Raw genomic sequence first — 16,105 nt, 5'->3', positions numbered from 1 at the left:
CTTTCTCCCTTGCAGCGCGCGTGCGCCCGTCATTGCGGCTTGTCGATGAACTGCTTGAGCAGACGCGCGCTCTCCGTCCAGCGGAAACGTTCGGCGTGCGCGAGACCGCGCCGGCGCAACTCTTCGCTCAGCGTGGGTGAGTCGAGCAGTTCGCGCAGCTTGCCCGCGATGTCATCGACCGAATAGGGATCGCAGTACACCGAGGCGTCGCCGCAGGTTTCCGGCAGGGCAGCGGCACGGCCGACGAGCGTCGGACAGCCGTTGCGCATGGCTTCCAGCGGCGGAATGCCGAAGCCTTCATAGATGGAAGGATAGAGGAAGCATGCGGCATGTTGATAAAGCGCCCGGAGTCGTTCGTCGCTCACATAGCCCGCCTGCTTGATATTGGGCGCGCTCGACAGGTCCTGGGCCTTGCCGAAGATCGTGGCGTTCTTCATGCCGACGATCACGAGATCGATCGACGGATCGTTCAGGCGCATGAAAGCCTCGACCAGCCGCTTGAAATTCTTGGTCGGATTCATGCTGCTCACGGCTAGCACATAGCGGTTCTTCGTGAGCTTGAGTTCGTCGAGCACCGACGTATCCGGCGTGATGTGATCGAGATGATCCGCCGCGAGCGGCACGACGCCGATGCGCTCCGCGGGCACGCCCACATGATGCGCCAGGCGATCGCGCGAGAACTTCGAATTGGTCAGCACGCAACTCGAGGTACGCGCGAGGATCCAGAACATCACGTGATACCAGGTGCGAAACTTCCACGAGAAATGCGACGGGGTGTCGAACACCGCGGCATCGTGCATGTAGATGATCTGGTTCGCTCGAAAGATCGAGCCGGAATTCGACAGGTTCACGATGCGCGAACGTCCTGCAAACAGCGGCAATACGAGCTGCTCCCAGAAGACGCCCTTGCCGAAGCCGAGCTTGACGGTCTCGACGCCATCGACGGGATCCAGACCGGTTTGCGGCGGCACGGCGAGCGTCACATGCGAACCCTGCGGCAGTTGTCCGAGCGCCGCGACGAGTTCGCGCGCGACGCGCTGGACGCCGGTGGTTTTCTGGCTCGTGAAGCGTCCGTTATAGACAAGCTTGTTCGTAGCGATGGAAGTGTCCATGGGAGAGGCGTCAGAACTGGGAGTCGGAGCTGGTTTCATACGAGGCTGCCTCTTTGGAGGCGAGCGGCTCGCGCGTGGGCCGGTCGGAGCCGAGCTGGTAGACCGAGAGCCACTGACGGAAGATGGCGTCCATCGAGAAGCGCTTGCTGGCGGATTCCCTCGATGCAGCGCCCATGCGGGCGCGCAATGCGGGGTCGTCGCGCAGCATGGCAACGTACTTGGCCATGTCCTCCACGCTCGATGCAACGAAGCCCGTCACGCCGTGTTGCACGACATCGCGGTTGCCGACCACGTCGGTCACGACGGCGGGAATGCCCGCGACCTGTGCTTCGATCAGCGCGATCGGCATGCCTTCCCAGCGCGAGGTCTGCACGTAGATGTCGAGTTCGGAGGTCAGTTCGAGTGCGCGTTCGCGCGTGACCCAGCCACTGCACGTGACGGCGCCGCTCGGCATCTGACCCGGCAGCTCCTCGAGATTGCCGCCGATCCACAGGAACTTGACCGACGGACCGCTCAGGTCGGTGGCGAGCTTCACGAATGCCTGATGGTTCTTTTGATAAGAAGCGCGACCGCTCATGCCGACGACGACATCGCCGGGATTGCGCTCGATGCGCGGCGGAATCTCAGGAACGTTCACGCCGTTCTCGATCATGCGCGCCTCGCGCGCACCCATTCTAGTTTCGATCTCGCTCAGCTCGCTCTTCGAACACGCGACGATGGTGCCGCCCATGCGAGCGGCGATGCGCTCGAAGCTCAGATAGGCAAACTGCTTGACGGGCGAGACATCGCGCCGCAGGAACGCCAGGCCATGCGGCGAATAGAACACGCGGGCACGCGGCGCGGCAATGCGTGCGGCGGCGCGGCCCAGCACGCCGGCCTTCGACGAATGCAGATGCACGACCGAAGGATCGAGTTCCTTGAGCTTGCGCACCAGGTTCCACAAGCTGGTCCAGTCGTTCTTGACGCTTACTTCGCGGAACATGCTGACGTAGGTAAGCTTGACGGCCGGATGAAAGAGCTTGGAAAAGTTAATCGGTGTTTCCTGCCGGATCGAATGAAGGATCGTTACGCCGACTCCAGCGGCCGCTGCGCGATTGGAAAGCTGCGTCAGCATTGACAGAACTCCGCCTCCGAAAGCCTCGGTTATATGTACGATCTCTTTCATATTGAACTCATCGTTTGGCGTGTCGCCGAGCGCCCGCGGCGACCGCATGAGAAGGAAGCGGCCTAATCGTTATCAGTTAAGGACATCACACTTTCAAGCACGCCGAATGCATGCAAGGTGGGCGGGCGCTAGCCCACCTGCAAAGAGCACATTAAAGAATCCGGTAATGTGCGCGTTGGAGTACTAATGGACCGTAAAACAAACCGATCCATTCGTGCCACGCGCTCCGACCCAAGCATTACTCGTTCCTCGCGACGACCTCCGCGAGAAACCCCGTCGAGCTTGCTCCCCAAGCCTGGATTCCAGGAGCCTCTGGGCCAGCCTGAGCAGGCCCGGAAGACGCCTTGATACCGGTCTTTGCGAAAATTGTTTCGCGTCGCGCCGATAAGGCGCAGGTCGGCCGTCTGATTACGACCACCTGCCGCGAGACGTAAAGCCCGATTGATCAATCATATTTTTGACTTCTCGAAGCCGTGCCTTTCGGAACGGCCTGAGCACTTTCCTTGAGCCCGTGCTCAGGACCCATCAACACAAAGCTTTACTCTGCTGATATGGCTGTTTCATTACTTTCTTCATCGCCGTTATTTGGCGGTGGAAGAATTCTGCTGAGCGATCACCGCTTCACAGACCTGCAGAAGCATGCGCAGATCCTTTAGCGGGACCGCGACCGATTGCATGCGCAGGCTCTGCGCCTGTTCGACCAGCTTCTGCACACGCTCGATCGACGTATCCTCTGATTCCATGTCGGACCGCTCACTTGATTAAATAACTGTTCGTACCAATACGATATCGACTCGACTCGCTCTGGTCCGTGCGCTGCTCCACATACAAGCATGCAACTTTTGGAGTAGGTCGCTATCGAAAGCGCTGCGCCGCACCAACGCCGCGCACGGATTCTTCATTGAGGGGCAGTCATTCACACTGCTGGCCCAATGCCTTCCATAACCTGCACGACACACTTGATGCTTTTATAGCACGCACTGTTTTAGCCATTACGTGCGCTCGACCGTGTAACTCGGCGGCTTAGGAGAGGCAGGTCACATAACGCGATCACGTGCCCGATCCCGCGCCTTCGGTGATGGGCCGGCGCAGGAACGGCACCTTCTGCAGATGCAGCGTAAGGGCCATCGCGCCTGCGACGCAGGTCTCCACGATCAGCACCGTGGCTGCGGCGCCCTGCTCGCCGAAAAGCTTCGCCAGCACGGCAAGCAACGCGAAGTTCAGCACCGCCGAACCGATCAGCACACGGCTGAAGTGGCTCTTCATGCCGAGCGGAAGCATCGTCTGAACGCCGAAGAGATCCGACAGTCCGGCCATGAGCGGCACGAACGCCATCCAGCGCAGCACTTCTACCGTAGGCAAGAACTGCGGGCCATACAAGAGCTTTACTGCAAGCGGAGCCGCGAAGAAGATGCAGACCGATATGAGCGAGACGATCGAGCCTTGCAACACGAACATCTTGCGCAAGAACGCAAACGCATCATCCTTTGCGTGGTGCATGAGGAAGCTGACACGGGGATAAGCAGCGGTCTTGAGCGGCTGAAGCATATTCAATGCCGCGCGGATCAATTTGTCGCCGGCAGCGAAGTAGCCGGCCGCCACGTTACCCGAGATGAAGGTCAGCAGCACGATGTTGCTCGAGGCGTAGATATCCACCAGCGACGTCGCAATGAACACGCTCCAGCCTTCCTTCAGACGTTCGACAATAGTCTTGAACGACACTCTGACGAAATCGAGCTCGTGTCGAAAATACAAATAAATGCAAATTGCGACACCCGACAAAAGTGGGACAAGCGCATTCACGGCCATCGCGATATAGACATCGTCGTGCTGGCGCACGAACAGATACATCGCCGGAATGCTGAGCGCGCGGCCTACGAAGACGAAGCCGCTCAGCATCCCCAGGTCTTCGATGCCCTGGAAGTACCAAGTCGGAATCAGCATGGCGCCGATGGCCTGGCCGTAGCCGAGCAACAGTAGCTCGCGATTCTCTTCGAGATAAGGAATGACGGAGGTCAGCACGATCAGGACGACCAGGCCGGCGACGGCCAGTGCAGCCTGCGTGAGGATCGTTTCCCAGAAGACCTGCGAACGCAACGCGCGGTCTCCACGATTGATCGAGACCTTCGGCGTAGCGGTAAGAGAGAAGCTGTAATTCGTGAGTGAAATGAAATATGCGGTAAATGCGAGGCCGAACGAAAGGCGTCCATATTCGCTTGGCCCCAGCACGCGTGCGAGCCACGGCAACGTCAAGAGCGGTGCAAGGTAGGTGGATACCTGCAGCGTCATCAAAATCGTAAAGTTCTTCTTGAATGAAGCCATTGAACGGTTTTCCCGGCTTGGAGCTGTGCGTGATCTTGATGACTGAGGGGCAAAGGCTGCAAACGTCGTGCGTTTGCGCCTGAGCGGTGGGCCTAAACATGACAGCGCCACAGGCGAATAGTTTCGCTTGTACGCCGCGCCGTCAATGCAGCATGCAATGAAAGCATGTCTGCATGCCCGCACGCTGTTCAGGTCGAATGGACGGATACAGCACGAAACGCACCGGTTCCGAGCACTCGCTTGCCCGGTGACGACGCGACTTGTACTACCGTATGCATTTGACAGGCCGCGGCCGCAATCATCAGTGGGTTGGCCCACGCAATGCCGGAGTCGCAACGATTTTGAGCGATTGAAAATCCGGCACAACCCTGTTAGGACTGTCAGGGTGCGGGCAGCAAACCAGCGAAGTCTGGGGGCTTCCGCTCAGGCGAGGGCGCCGTTGAGGGCACCGTCTCTTGCCAACGCTGCAACCCCTTTCGACGGCTCATCCGCTCCCACGTCCATGCGCGCAATCACGCGTGGCTGCAAACCGATGAAGCGGCGCACGACGTTGCGCGTGATCTGATCGACGATGACACGGCTCTCCGCTTCCGGGTCCATCAGCACGCGCGGCCAGTCGGTCGTGCCGCCGTTGAAGACGAGGCCTTGTTGCGGACCTCCGTTGCGATCCGGCTGGAACACGCCCATCGCGCCGACGCCGCCCATGTCCCATCCGGTCAGCTGCACCGTGTCCGCAAGCGTCACGAAGCCATTCGGCTCGGGCGGCACGCCGTCGACTTCATAGCCTACGAGACGGTCCTGCGCACCGAAGGTCTGTCCATCGACGAGGCCCGTACCCGCGAAGATCCAATGGTCCGCCTGCCGCACGGTGTATCCGATCGCCTCGCGTTCGCGCTTGATCCAGCCGCCGCGCAAACGCTTCCACACGCCATACTTGCCGCCGCCATAGGCGTAGCTCAGGCCGATCAGGTTGGACTCGTCATGACCCGGCCATTTCTCGCCGAGCCGGTTCATCACCGTATAGTCGCCGTCGATCGGCGCGTCGCCGAAGTCGATGGGACGGAAGCAGGTATTGCCGCTGAAGATCGCGAGATTGCCGCCTTGCGCGATGAACTGCGCCACGCGCTCGCGCATCTGCGTCGACCAGTATTCGTGATGCCCGACGCTCAACATGCAGCGATAGTTCTCGAGCTTCAGATCCGTGCCGCGATGCAGATCGTGATCGGTATAGAAGTCGCATGCGATGCCTTCCGCGCGCAGCCAGCGAATGAACTTCGCATCCCAGTGTTTGAACTGCTGGCGCGGCGAGCGCGGATCATAAGGATCGGTCGGCTCGCCCAGTTGCGCGCCAAACCCGCCGCCGGGGCGCTGGACGCTCACGGTGGTCTGCGGATGCGTGCGGTGGATCGGGTCGCCGTAATAACAGCCGCCGCCCATCGAGTTATAGGCGTGGTACGTGTTGATCGGCACGATGTACGCAATCTCCGCCGACGGCTTGCGTGGCCGCGCGATGACGAGCGCCATGCTGTCCGAAGCGGGCGGTCCCGCGAAGATCGGCTTGTGCGCGGCCGCGCGCCGGCCGAGTTCGTCGCGCGGCTCGCCGTTCGCGCCCACTTCATAGGCGATCGCAACGTACGCGCCGCTTTCGATGTCGTCGGCATTCGGCCTGATTGAGATGGTCGGCCAGTTCCAGTCTTCATCGTGACGCGGCCGTCCCGTGCGGCCCGGCGACTGGAACACGTATCTGCCGTTCTGCAACTGCGCCTGCACGGCGCCGCCCGGCTGCACGACGATGCCGCCCATGCTGGTCAGCGTTTCGTCATTGCCCTGGTGATAGATCGCGACAGAAAAACGCGAACCCGGCTGCACCGCGAGTTCGAACGACTCGCCCGCGGTGAAGCCGGGCCTCTTCGGGTAGATCTGCATGCTGAAGGCCCCTTACGACATTTTTATCATTGTTGGCTGCCCGCGGACGGACGCCCGCGCAGATTGGCGGACGGCACGGCGCGCGCCGGCGCGGCAGGCGGACGCAGTTCGAGTCCGAGTACCCGCTTGACCACGCGCTTGGCCTGGAACCAGCGGCGATCCGCAACGATCTTCTTGTGGAACAACAACTCACTGGGCGTATCCCGCCGATTCGCCGCAAACGCGCGATAGTGCGCAGCGGTGGCCTCGACGGTCCGGATGGCTTCGGCGAACGCACTTGCATCGACACGCGCCGCCTGATGGCACGCGTACGAGAAGACCTTGTGGAACATCGCGAGCCAGAAGGCATCGAGCGGGCCGCCATTGCAGCGTTCCATGGTCTCTTCCGCGCAGATCGTGAGCGACGTGACCGTATAGGGCGTCGCTCTCGTCGTGATGCTGCCGGCGCGGCGCCGATAGAAGTAGAGATTGTCCGCGAGACGGAACAGCGTGCTGGCGCGCGCATAGACGAGCGGGATGGCCGCGGCATCTTCATACACGCGGCCTGCGGGAAACTCGATGCCGTCCCACAGCGCACGCCGGTACACGCGTGCCGCCGGGAAGACCTGATACACGCGGGCGAAGTCGAGCAGCGCGTCGAGATTGCACGGACGCGTGCCGACGGTCGCGGGATCGATCAGCTGCACCTTGTCGATCACCTTGCCTGCCGAATTGATGATCCCGACATTGAACTCGATGATGTCGGCGACGTTCTGGTCCAGCAGCGGCATGATCTTCTGCGTGAAGTCCTCGGACCAGACATCGTCCGAATCGAGGAAGCCGATGTAGGGCGACGTTGCTTCGGCGATCGCGCGATTGCGCGCGGCGGACACGCCGCGGTTCTCCTGATGGATCACGCGGATGTTGCGGCCCAGCTCCGTGCGCTGCACGTCGAGAATGCGTTCGAGCGTGTGATCGGTGGAACCGTCGTCGATGACGATGAGCTCGATCTCCTCCGAGCGCGGTTGCGAGAGCGCGGACGCCAGCGAGGCGGCGATGAAATGCTCCACGTTATACGCGGGAATGATCACCGACAGCAGGGTCTTGCGAGTACCGTTGTGGACGCGTGTCATAGCTCGTGTCACCGGTTAGTGTTGGTATTGAGGCCACCGTGGCAGAGGCCGGTTCATGCGCGCCGGCTGTCCAATGCGTCATTGGTCAGGTGGAATGCTATAGGGAGTTGTAAGCCGGGAATGTTCGCGTACGCACGCATGGAAATTCGCGGCTGCCGATTTATTTTTTTATTTGCGCGACGGCGCATATTTGAAAGCGGACGCCAAGCCGGTTCAAGCGCTTATCCCGTTCAAAACAGTTCCATTCACTCATCGATACGCGCAATGCCCCGTCGCCATTGCGTTTGCGGGCGCCGCTCGAGATCCGCATACGCGCATTGATTAATTGCCTGCTGTGGTTATATCAAAACAGATAACCCGCGAATTTGTAACGCGTGTTTAAAAATTTGCAAGACGAGTAACGCCGCTTTATGTCAGGAGCGAAACATGCTGCGAGCCCGAAGCGTCCGGTTCTTACGGACTGGAAGCTTGTCCGCTGAAACCGGTGCAGCGCACAACGTGATGACGTGTAACGTTTGCGCGTTGGCTTCAGACGGGAAACGAGCACGGAGGGCGGCAGCATGCACAGGAGGCACTCACATATAATGACTTGCAGAATCCATTCATGAAAGCCGCCTGCCTTCATGATCCGCATGTCTTCAGCGTGGTTGCGAAGCGTTGCCTTCCCTTGACATCAACCGCATCAGCCCAATAGCAAGGACCCTAACCGTGACAACGTCTTTTTCCAGTACGGTCGAACCGGGCGGCGCCCGGACCTTCGACGCGGCCGTTGCAGGTAACGACGGCGTGCTGGTGCTCGACGCCGCTCAGCGGTGCCTGTCGGCCGACGCCGTCTTTGCTCATCTCTTCGATCTGGATTCCGCTTCACTGAACGGCCGTACGTTGGCGGAAACGCCGTTGCCCGGTCCGCTTGCCGCCGTGCTCGGCGAAGTCGCCGACGCCGCGCTGGCCGGCAACGGCACGCGTCGCGCGCAGGTGAGCATCGGCGCGGACGCCGGGACGCGTTCCTTCGCGATCATCGCGCTGCCGGGTCAGGATTGCGTCACGCTGATCGTGTCGCCGTCGGCGTCGGAACGGGGTGAAGAACACGTTGACCGTGTGGCGCATCTGCGCGCCGAGGCCGCGCTCTTCATGCGCGATCATGTGCTGTCCATCGTGTCGCATGATCTGCGTGGTCCGCTGAACGCCATCCACAGCTGGGGTTATGTACTCGAGCGCAAGGTCGACGCGAACGATCCCGCCGCGCAACGCGCGCTGGCCGGCATTCGCTCGGGCGTCGAGCAGCAGGTGAAGCTGATCGAGCGGTCCGTCGATACGACGCGCGCCGAAACCAAGGCCCTGCAGGTCGCGCTCGCGCCGGTCGCCTTGCGTCCGTTGCTGGAGCAAAGCGCGGCGTTGGCGCGTGCGAGTGTGGCAAACGCGCGCGGCGTGACCATCGAACTGGATACGCCGCTCGCCGAAGAACAAGTGGAAGGCGATGCAGAGCGCCTTCTGCAAACGCTCTGGCTGATGCTGGCGTTTGCCGCCGAGGCAAGCCCGGCCGGCGCGGCCGTACGGGCGGCCAGCAACATCGAAGGCAGCATGTGGCGGACCGATGTGCGCTTCACCGCGTCGGCGCAGGCGCTCAGCGATACAGCTTCCCCTCATGTGCTCGAAGCGTTCGCGCGCCGCCAGGCGCTGGAACCGCGTGAAGGCGGGCGCATCGCGTGGGGGCTCGCTTTGTGCAAGCGCGTGTCCGAGGCGCATGGCGGCGGCTTCGAGCAGAGCGACATCGCGGATAACGCCGAGGTTACGTTGTCGGTGCGCATTCCTGTCGCAGGGATGTGAATTTACTTTCGATTTGCTGTCGCCTCTATACTGACGCTTTCCACTTTCGAAGAGAGTTGCCTTGGCTCAGGTCGTTGCGCTGATCGGCGCATTGTTGCTCGTCGCGTTGAATGGTTTTTTCGTCGCGGCGGAGTTCGGGCTCGTCAAACTGCGGCCCACGCGCGTCAAGGCAATCGCGCGGACCAACGGCCTGCCGGGCCGTCTGCTCGCGAAGGTTCACGGGCAGCTCGACGCCTATCTGTCCGCCTGCCAGCTCGGCATCACGCTGGCTTCTCTCGGTCTCGGCTGGATCGGCGAACCGGCCTTCGCGACCTTGCTGCATCCGCTCTTCGCGCTGATTGGCGTGGAGTCGGAAAAGCTCATCGATTCCATCTCGCTGTTCTTCGCCTTCACGGTCATTTCATTCCTGCACATCGTCGTGGGCGAACTCGCGCCGAAGTCGTGGGCCATCCGCCGCTCGGAACAGGTGGGGCTGTGGCTCGCCATGCCGCTGTACGGATTCTACTGGCTGATGTATCCGTTCATCTGGGTGCTGAACTCGAGTGCCAACTTCGTTTTGCGTCTCTTCGGCATGTCGGAGGAACACGGTCACGACACGCATTACTCGACGGATGAACTCAAGCTGATCCTGCGCGGCCGGCGGCACGGCGGCGCTTCCTCGTATAACGAGGACGAGTGGAATACCATCGCGCACTCGCTCGATTTCAGCCGCATGACCGTGTCCGACCTGATGCGCCCCGCGCACGAACTGGTCGGCTTGCGCAACGACCTGCCGATGCGCGATAACCTCGCCGTGATTTCGCGGCATCGCTTCTCGCGCTATCCGCTGTTCGCGGATGCGTCGGGTGAACGCGTGATCGGCATGATTCATTTGAAGGATTTGCTTCTCGCAGGCGACGGCCAGGGGCGCGGCTTCAACTTCCATCTCACGAAGCACGCCGATAAGCTCGATCAACTCGCCCGTCATGTGCGGCCGGTGCAGTATGTGGCGCCGAACCTCTCGGCGCTCGAACTGTTCCGCCGCTTCCGCAAGGGCGCGCCGCATCTGGCCATCGTGGGACGCAAGGGCGCGAAGCCGATCGGCTTCATCACGCTCGACAACCTGCTCGGCGCGCTCGTCGGTCAGATCCACGACGAGTTCCGTCAAGGCGATGCGGACTGGTCGCGCATGGACGACGGCACGCTGATGGGCAAGGGCAGCTTGCCTGTCGTGTCGCTGGAACGGGCGCTGGGTATCGATATCGATGAAGGGCGCGCGGAGTCGGTCGGGGGTCTTGTCATCAATGCGCTGGGCGATCTGCCTGGCGAAGGGCAACGCGTGGCGTTCGACCAGTTCGATATCGTGGTGAAGAAGATGAAGGGGCCGCGCATCGTGCTGGTGCGGGTCTATCCACGAGAAGAAGCGCTCGAAGAAACGGAGTGAGCGTGCAAGGTTCTGACATGGCGCATAGGCAAGCTTGCCGTTGAATCCGGTCTCAACATCATTCGACGGTCACGCCGGTTGATGGATTCATCGACCGGTTGACGCCTGCACGCACGCAGAGTACTTCCCGTCAGGTGCTTGTCTGCGAATTGTCGAATAGTGTCGCTGGTTAAGTCATGCGACAGGGTCCGGATACGATAAGAACGAGAAATACCCTGACCGGCATCGCTCAGTCTTCGCGGCTCAGCACGAGTCTCTCATCTCTTGTCCAAGCGTGATTCGCATGCGCGACTCAGGATGCTTCCGCACGCGAGCGCCATCGATCTGACGTCGGCCATGGCTGCCTTGCGCCCCCGGAATCTCCTTGGCGCGCTTGACGTGATGCTCGCTCGGGACCTGCCGTCTGTTAGCTGCGTGGGAGCGCAATTCATGCCGCAAGCCAAAGTCGATGAAGAGACACGCCCGAAAAATGCAGCATCGCTTGGAGCTCGGCGCAGCAGGCGTCGAACTGTTCCCGAAAGTGCAACGCATGGTGTGTTCGGTCATGCCTCGACTGAAAGCCACGAATCGGATCAGGACGCGGACGAGGGCAGTGCTGATCTACCTGTCGGCGCGCAGGGCGGCTTCATCGAAATTCTGATGCCGTTGGCGGGGCAAATGGCGTTCGAAATCGTGACGGCGCTCTTTGCAGGCTATCGCGACATGGAAGGTGCCTATGGCGACCTGCAACGCATGTACGCGCGGCTCCGCTCATCCGAAGAAGAAGACTGGACCCGGATTCTCGAAGACCTGAGTGCTTTCATGCGCAGGTGCGCGCCATTGCTCCCTGAAGCAATGCGCTCGAAAGTCGCCGCGACATGCGACGCGCTCGATCAGGTGGATCGGCTCTGGCATCTTTGCCTGTCGCTTCGGCAGACGATCGACAATCCCGATCTCGCGTGGCACGACAAGGCTGGACTGCTCTGGTCCGCGCTCGCTCGAGACGAGAACACGGCCTTTGCGCTACCGGATGCTGCCAGCAGGTGGATTGCTTATGCAGCCGAGGCTCAGAAACAGTTCACGACATCCTTGCAAGCTATCCAGTGTTTCGAAAGCCGGTGCAAAGCGGCGGAAAGCGGCGGTCCCGACGCGATTGACGCACTCCGGTCCGAGATTGCAAGGAGCGCATCCGGATTGCCCAGGCCGCTGCAGAACTTTCTCCACGACTTGCCGGTTGAGAGCAAGTTTTGGCCGGCCTATCGCGACAAGATGGGTCGGCTACGCGAGCACTTCGAGAAATTGGGCACGGTACGCAGCGTTTCCGAGGCGTTGCTGGGCATTAAAGCGCTGATTGCGGAGGGCTTGATCGACATGCAAGGGTCTTCCCCTTCATGCGGTCCGGGTCCTGATGTCGCCATCCAGATCAGCCAATGGTGCAAAGACTTGACCAACCTTCGTGTCGTTCTGAGCGGCACGCTGACAGCCGAAACTGCGATGGATGCGCTGGCGCAGGTCAGTGCGGCGCTTGACCTGTCCACCATGAGGCAGTTGCTCGGCGAACGGCTCGCCGGATCGCTTGGGCTGGCCACACAAGTGCTTGCTGGGCTGGGCGAAAGCTTCGGCTACCGTCGGGGAATCCATGGGCGCCTGGTCGCGGAGGTCGACCGCGACGTGCCGCTACTGAAGAAGCTCAAGCGCCTTGCTCGCCTGATATCGCAGTCCACGCTGATCCCGGAGGATATCCGCCCGGATCTCGTCGATGTGCCCCAGACGCTTGACACACTTGCAACCGCGCTGTCTTTCGGTTCCATGGACACGCAACAGCAGATGATGGAGCAGATCGCGAAAGGGCTGGACGCATTGAAGGAGCTTGTGGAACGTCCCTTAGTGCGGAAGTCGATGGGTGTCGAAGCGAGCATGCACATTGCACGCGTGATCGAAACGATTTCACAGGCGCTGGACATTGCAGGTCTGCTGGAGAAGCAGCTTCATCACGAAGCCACGTTCGAAACATTCTTGCGCGACTTCATGAACATGAGGGGCACCGGGACTGCGCTCTCCGAGTCGCTTGAAGAGGTTTCGGGCCTGGCCGACTCGATCCTGCAATCGCTGGAGCCGGACCGAAGCGCGCACAGGCTCGATTCGGCGGACGCGGTCTCGAAGGTCGGGAAGCTCGGCGCGCTGGTGAGATGGCTCGGTCATCCCGATGCCGGGAAACTGGTTCTGTCAGGCGTGCCTGCTCGACATAAGGAGGCTGCGCAGAACGCCATCAAGCTGTACCGCGAGATCGTTCGCTTTCCGGCCTTGGGGTCCTGGGACAGTCAGCGTGTATGGGTGCGGGAACACCTCGTCAAAGCGGATACGCTGCAACTGCTGATGGGTGCCGACGGAGACAGAATGAAGCGCTGGCAAAGCGCTTTGATCCAGAACGATGCTGCACTCATGCTGTTGAAGCGCCTCCTGCCGTTGATCAACAGCAACAACCTGACGGTGTCCAGTGTCCATTCGGCATTGTGTTCTCGCGAAGCCGTTGGCGTTGCACGGCAAGCGCTGTCCGCTGGCTTGTTCTACGTCGACAACACGGTGCTCTACGGTGTCGGAACCGTGGTGGAGCAGGGCATTGGCCTGGGTATGGCATTGAGCGACCCGGATGCGGCGACTCGCCAACGCACCGTGGAGGCGGTCCTTCAGGCACTCGAGGGCATGGTCCGGAGCGCGATGGCGAGATCGCTCATCGCGGCGAATCCAGGCATGGCGCTACTTGCAGACGCCTTGTATTCGATCATTTTCAGGCCAATGCTACGGACGCTTCTGACTGACCATGCGAATGCGCCGTCGGGACGGGAACAACAGTCATACAAAGACCTCGCAACGACGCTTGCTCGAGATTTTCTCAACGGTCGCCCGAACGCCATGGAAATCAAGGAGCGTCTCAAGCGATTCGCCTTGACGTCTCCGGCGCTGGAGGGATCGATACGCGCGGGTATGAACATCCTGGAGGGGATGGGTCAACGCATCTGGGAGATTCATCTCGCCCTGGACGTGTATCTGCTGCTGTTCGCCGGCGAAGCAGAGCGCGTAGAGCGACAGCGGACGCTTGCCGCCACGCTGGAGACACTGCGGGCACACGGTCATGAATGGGCCGGACCGCTTGCCACGCTCGCTCCGTTGCTCTCCGATCTCTACGAAGCAAGAATGCTCGTGAAGCGTGAACTGCCGGAGGCGGATACGTGGTTCGAATGGAGCGCCAAGCTGAGTTCGATGCTGGCGGAGAGCAATGCGCCGCCTGTCTTTCGGTTGAGAAAAGCGCTTGCAAACCAGGTGGCGACTTCGCTTCGGAACGGATTTAACCGTCTTGTCGAACCTCGCTTGATTGGAGAAACAGGACATGGCGTCAAGGCTGATTTCCTTTTTCCCCGGGCGGATTCACAGTACGCGGCGTGGATCGCGCTGGCTCCAAAATTGGGGCGCGTGGCTGGCCCTCTACTCAAACGGGCAGCAGAGAGGCTCCAGTTACCCTTGATCAGCAGCGCAATCGCGCGACTACACGGTGCGCAGCCGAATGAAACCAGGTTGTCGGAATGGGGCTTGGCAACTGAATACGAGCATCGCGATGTTGCGTTGTCGGAAGAGGACAGGGTAATCACAGCGGAGGGCGAGCCGGACCCTCGGGGCCTCTATTACAAGGAGGTCAGACGTTATATCCGGGTAGAAGGCAAAACGTTCGGCATTGCATTCGATAACCACTTCTCGATCATCCGTCTCGTGAAGCCCGATGACTCGATGGAAGCTGGACACTCTACCGGCCCCGCCATTGTTTTCCGTGATGGGCACTGGCTCATCACAGCTATCCACAAAATGCGTGGGGGTGCGGACGATGACGCAACCGAGGAACTGGCACGCATCGAAGCCGAGTCCCTCCTGCGAGAAGTTCAAGCGCTGTTGGACGTCATTGAGTCAGGCACCTGCGAATACGAAGATGCCGACGCTTTGAGGAATGCACTCCCAGACTTCCAGCTGACTTGCGAGCAGCTCGAAGCGGCGGTACGGGCACTTTCGCAGCCCACATTACCCTGGACGGCAATCGGCATGGGTGTCGGACTGTCGGTGCTTGGCCTGCTGTCACTTACCTATTACTGGTACACGTCCCGGTCACCGTTCGAGGAGCCGGGTCTGCCTCGACAGGACGTATCCGTGAACCGGAGGCAGGGTTTCAATCGGATGTTCAACCTGCCACTGAACGTCGTGTCGCAAGTCTGCAATAGAAAAGATCGAGTTCAGACAGACCATGCCGATGCGGTCTCGCTGAGACCGTTGGCAACAGACGCATCCCAGATTGTTGAAATGCCTCTCGTCCTTTCGGGATCCGCGTCGACTCCGGCAGCATGTGATCGCGTCGCGAAGTATGCGGGCGTCGCACTTCTCGTATCGGGCGGGCTCGTGATCCTGGGAAGCTGGGGATGGGGACGCTTATGGTATCGGAGTGAACCCGGGTCTTCGAACGACAACGTCGAAGTTCCGCCCACACAGACCTCTGTCACGCTGTCCGACAGCGCGGCTCCGACTGGTTCGGAAACGCCGCATCCGCTGGAAAAGCGCGCATTGGAAGATTGGGAAACGCAGGGCAATCGTTCCGAACTCGAACTGTTCCTGGATCAAGAAACCGGATGGGATCTCGATGATGATTTCGTCACGATGCCAGGAAGCATTGACCACGTGCTCTGCGTCTGTTCCGGGGGGACGTACTACATTGTCGTCAATGCCAAGAACCACAAGATCACCAGGCCGCAGCGGGTGAGCTTCGAAGAAGATCCTTTCCAGATCGAGCCTTCGATCACCCATATGGCGAATCTCTTGCTGCGAGCAGGCACCTCCAGAGCGGTGGTGTATAGCGAGTCATTGGGATGGCGTTTCTCTCAACAGTGGAACAGCGGAACTTATCCCGAGATAACGCCGGAAGCGCCCCTGAATTACTTTGAACATGCCGAGGCACAGAACCCGAAAAGCTCTCCGAGCTATTGGCTCAACGCGTTTCTGCAAGCGGCGGATGGATCTGCAGCTTATTCGGGAGCTGGAAAACCGCAAGAAGAAATGTTGCCGACCCCAAACGCCTGTTCTGGACACCGCAGTCTGGAAATCTGGTCAAGGCAAACAAGGCGTATTGGCCGATTACATGGTGGAGGCTGACGCCGTCCGGATCGGGACGGCAAGCGTTGTACACCGCGGCGGGACACGTCAC

At 60.6% G+C, this 16,105-nt stretch carries 9 protein-coding genes; 3 read left to right on the top strand and 6 right to left on the bottom strand.

Annotated features, from left to right (window positions below):
- Positions 1 to 29 precede the first annotated feature (29 nt).
- The 6 genes from QCE64_RS33750 to QCE64_RS33725 form a co-directional block, all read right to left on the bottom strand.
- Positions 30 to 1,112: a glycosyltransferase family 1 protein gene (locus QCE64_RS33750; RefSeq protein ID WP_309935295.1), complete on the bottom strand. Its 1,083-nt coding sequence runs from the start codon at positions 1,110 to 1,112 to the stop codon at positions 30 to 32.
- A gap of 10 nt (positions 1,113 to 1,122) precedes the next feature.
- The gene (locus tag QCE64_RS33745) at positions 1,123 to 2,277 is read right to left on the bottom strand and encodes a glycosyltransferase (protein WP_310008478.1); all 1,155 of its coding nucleotides are present in this window, start codon (positions 2,275 to 2,277) and stop codon (positions 1,123 to 1,125) included.
- A gap of 581 nt (positions 2,278 to 2,858) precedes the next feature.
- Positions 2,859 to 2,990, bottom strand: a complete 132-nt coding sequence (locus QCE64_RS33740; RefSeq protein ID WP_310008477.1) for a hypothetical protein — start codon at positions 2,988 to 2,990, stop codon at positions 2,859 to 2,861.
- A gap of 337 nt (positions 2,991 to 3,327) precedes the next feature.
- Entirely contained in the window at positions 3,328 to 4,599 is a 1,272-nt protein-coding gene (locus tag QCE64_RS33735; protein WP_309927565.1) for a flippase, read from the bottom strand.
- A gap of 423 nt (positions 4,600 to 5,022) precedes the next feature.
- Entirely contained in the window at positions 5,023 to 6,525 is a 1,503-nt protein-coding gene (locus tag QCE64_RS33730) for a N,N-dimethylformamidase beta subunit family domain-containing protein (RefSeq protein WP_310008475.1), read from the bottom strand.
- A 26-nt stretch (positions 6,526 to 6,551) separates the two neighbouring features.
- Positions 6,552 to 7,637, bottom strand: a complete 1,086-nt coding sequence (locus QCE64_RS33725) for a glycosyltransferase family 2 protein (protein WP_309821116.1) — start codon at positions 7,635 to 7,637, stop codon at positions 6,552 to 6,554.
- Positions 7,638 to 8,345: 708 nt separating this feature from the next.
- Between QCE64_RS33725 and QCE64_RS33720 the strand changes: the two genes are divergently transcribed.
- The 3 genes from QCE64_RS33720 (at position 8,346) to QCE64_RS33710 (ending at position 16,053) form a co-directional block, all read left to right on the top strand.
- Positions 8,346 to 9,464, top strand: coding sequence for a sensor histidine kinase (locus QCE64_RS33720; protein WP_309927221.1), 1,119 nt, complete (start codon positions 8,346 to 8,348; stop codon positions 9,462 to 9,464).
- A 61-nt stretch (positions 9,465 to 9,525) separates the two neighbouring features.
- Positions 9,526 to 10,887 carry a hemolysin family protein gene (locus QCE64_RS33715; RefSeq protein ID WP_309927219.1) on the top strand — a complete coding sequence of 454 codons (1,362 nt, stop codon included), beginning with the start codon at positions 9,526 to 9,528 and terminating at the stop codon, positions 10,885 to 10,887.
- A gap of 264 nt (positions 10,888 to 11,151) precedes the next feature.
- Positions 11,152 to 16,053 carry a hypothetical protein gene (locus tag QCE64_RS33710; RefSeq protein ID WP_310008473.1) on the top strand — a complete coding sequence of 1,634 codons (4,902 nt, stop codon included), beginning with the start codon at positions 11,152 to 11,154 and terminating at the stop codon, positions 16,051 to 16,053.
- The last annotated feature ends 52 nt before the right edge of the window (positions 16,054 to 16,105 follow it).

This window comes from Caballeronia sp. LZ043 (assembly GCF_031451075.1).
Taxonomy (GTDB): Bacteria; Pseudomonadota; Gammaproteobacteria; order Burkholderiales; family Burkholderiaceae; genus Caballeronia.
This window is presented reverse-complemented; position numbering and strand designations above follow the sequence as displayed.